This window comes from Deinococcus seoulensis, from assembly GCF_014648115.1.
GTDB lineage: Bacteria > Deinococcota > Deinococci > Deinococcales > Deinococcaceae > Deinococcus > Deinococcus seoulensis.
Genome location: NZ_BMQM01000068.1, coordinates 1 through 4,896, shown reverse-complemented (window position 1 = coordinate 4,896; position 4,896 = coordinate 1). Strand labels below are relative to the sequence as shown.

Genomic DNA, 4,896 nt, shown 5'->3' with positions numbered 1-4,896 from the left:
GGTCACTCGGCACACGCTCTTCCACTGGTGGCCCTTGTTGGCTAATTAATCGGAGTCCGTATCAAGTTGTCGTGAGCGGGAAAAACGGTTCCAACTCTAGCGCGACTCCCGGTCCATCAACTGCAGTTGGTCGGGTCGTCACCCTCCGCCCGCGCAGGCGCGGTCTGGTCAGGTGATTGACCTCAAATTCCTGTTGTGCGCGCTGGAATGCCTCGCTCAGCGCGTCGTCCGGTGGAGGCGGGGCACTCCAGGTGTGCACGGGTGGGGGCGGCGGCGGGGGTGGAACGCCCTGCCCGAACAGGCCGTTGAGGGCCACGCCGACCTGCCCGAGGCCCTGCGCGAACCGCCTCCAGGTGTCTTTCCAGCGGGGTGGAGGGTGACCGGGCATGGGTTCAGCGTAGAGGACCGGGACCTGCCGGGGATCGGTCAACTGGCGCAGTGGCCCATTACCCCGTGCCGCCGGCTCCGGCGCCTGTGGCAACGCGGCCGACCGCCCTGGCGTGCGGGTATGACCACGCTGCTGAACAGTCTCGGGGCCAGCCTCGGCATCCTGGCCGCCGGCCTGATCTTCGTCTACGCCGACTGGACCGGTCAGCGTGACCTGGCCTGGCGCGCCGCACTGGGCGTGCTGGGCGCCGTGGTGTTCGGCGGTGTCCTGCCTTTCCTCCTGATCGGGCTCGTTCCCTCGTTGGCGGCGTATGACTCCCGCAGTGTGGGCCGCGGCGCCGGGCTGTTGCTCCTGCTGGTCGTCAACATCGCCGGCACCCTGGTGGCGTTCCTGCCGTGGCTGATCGCCGGGAACTGGCTCTCCGTGCTGCGCCGCACTGGCTGACCCTGCCGGATTCCGCTCACACGCGGTCGATCATGGGTCACCCGCATGGTTCGTGCAGAACATTCCTCAATCGAAGGGCAGGATCGCGGCGTCGGTTACGAAGACGTTGCCGACCACGCCCGGTCGGGGATCGTTGGCGTTCCCACCGCGCACCGTCCCGTCAATGACGCACTCTTCCGTGTTCAGTTCGTTCAGACGGCACGTCACGGTATGGGACCGTCCGTCGAGACTCGTCATCGTGCCGGCCTGAATGCGTGGGGCCAGGAAGATGTTCGCACGCGCGAACCGGTCCGCGGCAGCCGAGCCGACAAAGCCGTCCAGTGTCAGGCCCTGCCGCCGCAGCTCACGCTCAATGGCTGCCGTCCGGTCGCTGTCGCCGAGGTTGACCAGAAGTACGGTCACTTCGCCGGGGGTGCGCTCCAGTGTGGGCAGCAGCGCCTTGCAGTAGAGGTCCGTGTGGCTCCGGGCACAGGCGGCAACGTAGCGGCGGGCATCCTCCTTGCCGACAAAGTCCGCACCCTGCAAGTCGACCAGGGTGCAGGCACTGACCATCAGGGGCAGCAGCGCGAAGAAGAGTGGACGCATCCGCCCAGTGTACGGGCGCAGCGGGTGTCGCGGGTGTACAGGGGCGCGCTGGCGAGTAGACCGCCGGCCCCCCCATCTTTCAATTGGGGAGGCCGGGATGTCACCGCCCTGACCTGCAACCTACGCTCTGAGGGAAACTCACCACAGAAGATGGGAACGGAGCGTGATCTTGCCATTCTGCTGATAGCTGTAATGCTGGAGACCCTCAGGTGTGAGTTGTTCAACGCAGATGATGGTCACCTGAAGATCCTGGTGATACCAGCCGCTGAACACCAGCGAGTCCATACTGGCCCTCCAAGTGTTCTCGAATCCACGCTTCTCCATCCGTTTGGCCCAGGTACGTGCCCGGATGGTTGAGCCGACCGATTCCACAAAGCTGCCGCTGGCGACCAGGTGTTCGATCTCCGACATTTCCGTAGTCAGGTTCGTTCCGCCGTCCGCATCACGGATCAGAATTGACGCCTGCGCCGGAATACCGCATGTCAGAAGGGCCGTAAGTGCGAACAGTGTCAAACGGAACGATTTGAGGTGAGACATCTGGAACCTCCAAGGCCGGGCTGGCCTGAGTACCTGCTGGTCAGGCAGGTCAGCAAGGAACGGGTGAACGGAACGCCGACACCTGGGCGGTCGCAGATCACCGAAGTGCCTCAGTGGCTGCCTGCAACGCCTGACATGACGGTACGCAGCGCCCCATCTATGCCCCGTCAAGACCACCCGTCGTACGGACACTGGGAATAGACCGTTGTGAACAGCGTCAACTTGACGCCTGTTGACGCTGACGCGTTAAGCTGAAAGTACCCAGGAGGAACCGTGTCAGGAACTGTCCCGCACCCCCTGCAAGCCCAACTTCTCGGAGCCCCGACATTCACCTGGACGGGCCAGGAGGTGCGCGTTCCGCCGCGCCTGGCAGCCCTGCTCGCCTTCCTCGCACTGGAGGGACCCGCAGACAGAGAGAACCTGCTGGAACTGTTCTGGCCGGGCGGCTCCTCACAGCACCTGCGTCAGGCCCTCTACAGCCTCCGGCAACAACCCGGTTCGTCGGACTGGTTGCAGGAGCGACCCGGTACGGTCGCCGTGCATGTCACTACGGACGTCAGTGAACTGGAACTGCTCCTGAGTGCAGCACTCCCGCCCGCGGAACGGTTGCGGGCGTGGCCGACCGGTGCGTTTCTCGAAACGGTTCACCTTGACCGGGCCGGTCCGGCGCGGGACTGGGTGCGACACCACCAGGAACGTCTGCAGCAAGCGCAGGCTCAGGCATTCGATCGGTGGGGAAATCAGGAGCTGCAGCGCGGCAACCCGGAGGCGCTGGACGTGGCCCGCTGCTGGGTTGCCACTGATCCGCTCAGTGAAGCCGCCGCCGTCCTGATGATGAGAGTGCAGGCCCGCACTGGCAACCTCGCAGAGGTGAAGGCCACCTGGAACGCACTACGCCGCTCTCTGCGTCAGGCTCTGGATGCTGAACCCAGTGACGATACCCGAACCGTGTATGAGACGCTGTCCGGTGACGGTGGGCAACGTGGACTGGCGCGGCTCATCACCACATCCGATGAATCCTTCGACCCTGACGAACCCTTGCACGGCCGCGATTCAGAACTGGCCAGACTGGTCAGTCTTCTGCGCTCCGGCGAACGGGTCATCGTTCATGGACTTCCCGGAATGGGCAAAACGCGGCTCGCAATGGCCGTTGCAAGCCGTTACCTGCAGGGAGGCGAGTCGATCCTGTGGTGCGTCATCGGGAATGATCGACCGGACGCCACCCTCAGCGCTCTGCAGGACGCTCTCCAGTCACATCGCCAACCCCTGCCCGACGCCTTGCGTCACCGGAACGTCACCCTCTGCGTGCTTGATGACGTCTGGTCCCAGGAAACCCTGAGCGCTCTCCTGTCTGTCCTCCCTCCCGAACTGCCCGTACTGGTCACCTCCCGTACCCGCTGGCCCGGTCTGATCCCACTGACACTCCCGCGTCTTGCGCGACCGGACGCCGAGGCGCTCCTGACCAGTCACGCGTCAGGCAACGAAGACCCGCACAATGAACGGGACGCGCTGTGCGCCTTGCTCGGCGATCATCCCCTTGCGCTCCGCCTTGCTGGACGGACCATGCACGCTCTGAACTGGCCATCTTCTCAGTTGGCGCAGGCTCTGCACGACTCACCTCACACGGTCGGTGGCGGCTATCTCGCGGCTCTCCTGCACTGCAGCGTCAGCACTCTCAGCGCTCCAGAGTACGAAGCGTACCTGGGCATGGGCAGCCTCCCGGTCCCGGCAGTCACGCCAGAACTGCTGTCCATGGCCCTGCGCCGTGATGTTCAGGAGACCGAGCAAGTCCTGTACAGCCTGATGCTACGGGGCCTGATCAGCCGCGCTGCCACGCCCGGTTCTGGAACCGTCCGGTATCTGATGCACGAACTCACCTGGTCGCACGCCCGCACGCACAGGGCCTTACAGGTGAAGACGGTCTATCAGGCCGCCCTGACCTATGCCGCGCAGCATGCCAACACGCCAGCCACCCTCGACGCCGAACGGCCCCTCCTGATTGAGGTGGTTCGTCAGGCCAGCCAGGAGGAGCCGGACCTTCTCATCGACCTGTTTACTGCCTGGCTGGGAGGCGCGTACATTGCTGCGCGGGGTTTTCCCACTGCCCACCTCGACCTCCTGAAAAACGCTGCGGAACGGGCTGCACGGACGCAACGCTGGCCGCAGGCGGCGACCCTCTACGGCAAACTGGCTGACATCCAACACGGACTTCTTGGCGACGGCATCAGCGCTGCTCAACACTACTCATGCGCCGCGCAGATGGCCGGGCAGGCCGGATTGGTCGAACGCCAGGCGACGTTCCTCGGTCTCGGCGCGACTGTCCGCGCGATCCATCACCTGCCAGAAACGCACGAAACCCTCCAGCAGGCTGTCATCTGCGCTCAGCGGAGCGCAGACCCCATCTGCCTTGCCCGTATTCATGAGCAGCGCGGCTTCATTCTGGCCATGACCGGTGACTTCTCTGGCGCCGTGACTGCTTTCGAGACGGCGCGCGTCACCCTGCGGCCACATCTGGCCTCCCCCCATCTCCTGTCTGCTGCGCAGAGCGCCTATCTGAGTGCCACCAGCAACCTCGCGCAGGCTGAACAGAGACTCGGGCAGCTTGAGCAGGCGGCTTCCCACCGGGAAGAAGCGCTGGAACTGGCCATTGAGCGCGACGAACATCTCCGCATCGCTCATGCTCACGCCGATCTGGGCGAGGTCCGACTCCTGCAGGGGCTCCACGATCTGGCCCGGGCTCACCTTCAACAGGCCATTTCGCTGTATCGCACGCTCGGTGCGGCCTCCCCGGAAACGGCGACTCGCGTTCTTCTCGGGACCATCCCACCACCCACAGACTCCAGGGGGCAACTGGCGACCGAATGAGGAGATCCATCCGATAACTGACATCTTTCAGTTTTAAGCAGCATGCTGGCGAGTGCTGTCCCAGACGGCTAAAATCC

At 64.5% G+C, this 4,896-nt stretch carries 4 protein-coding genes; 2 read left to right on the top strand and 2 right to left on the bottom strand.

Annotation, left to right across the window (positions count from 1 at the left end; translation table 11 throughout):
* Nucleotides 1-508 precede the first annotated feature (508 nt).
* Complete coding sequence (locus IEY70_RS20590) at nt 509-832, top strand: hypothetical protein (protein ID WP_189066901.1); 324 nt, start codon at nt 509-511, stop codon at nt 830-832.
* A 66-nt stretch (nt 833-898) separates the two neighbouring features.
* On the opposite strand, the gene IEY70_RS20585 is transcribed toward IEY70_RS20590, so the two are convergent.
* Both IEY70_RS20585 and IEY70_RS20580 read right to left on the bottom strand, forming a co-directional pair.
* Nucleotides 899-1,417, bottom strand: a complete 519-nt coding sequence (locus tag IEY70_RS20585) for a hypothetical protein (protein WP_189066900.1) — start codon at nt 1,415-1,417, stop codon at nt 899-901.
* 138 nt (nt 1,418-1,555) lie between these two features.
* Nucleotides 1,556-1,954, bottom strand: a complete 399-nt coding sequence (locus tag IEY70_RS20580) for a hypothetical protein (RefSeq protein ID WP_189066899.1) — start codon at nt 1,952-1,954, stop codon at nt 1,556-1,558.
* Nucleotides 1,955-2,227: 273 nt separating this feature from the next.
* Here IEY70_RS20580 and IEY70_RS20575 point away from each other — a divergent pair, with 273 nt between their 5' ends.
* Nucleotides 2,228-4,819 carry an AfsR/SARP family transcriptional regulator gene (locus tag IEY70_RS20575; protein ID WP_189066898.1) on the top strand — a complete coding sequence of 864 codons (2,592 nt, stop codon included), beginning with the start codon at nt 2,228-2,230 and terminating at the stop codon, nt 4,817-4,819.
* Nucleotides 4,820-4,896: the final 77 nt, after the last annotated feature.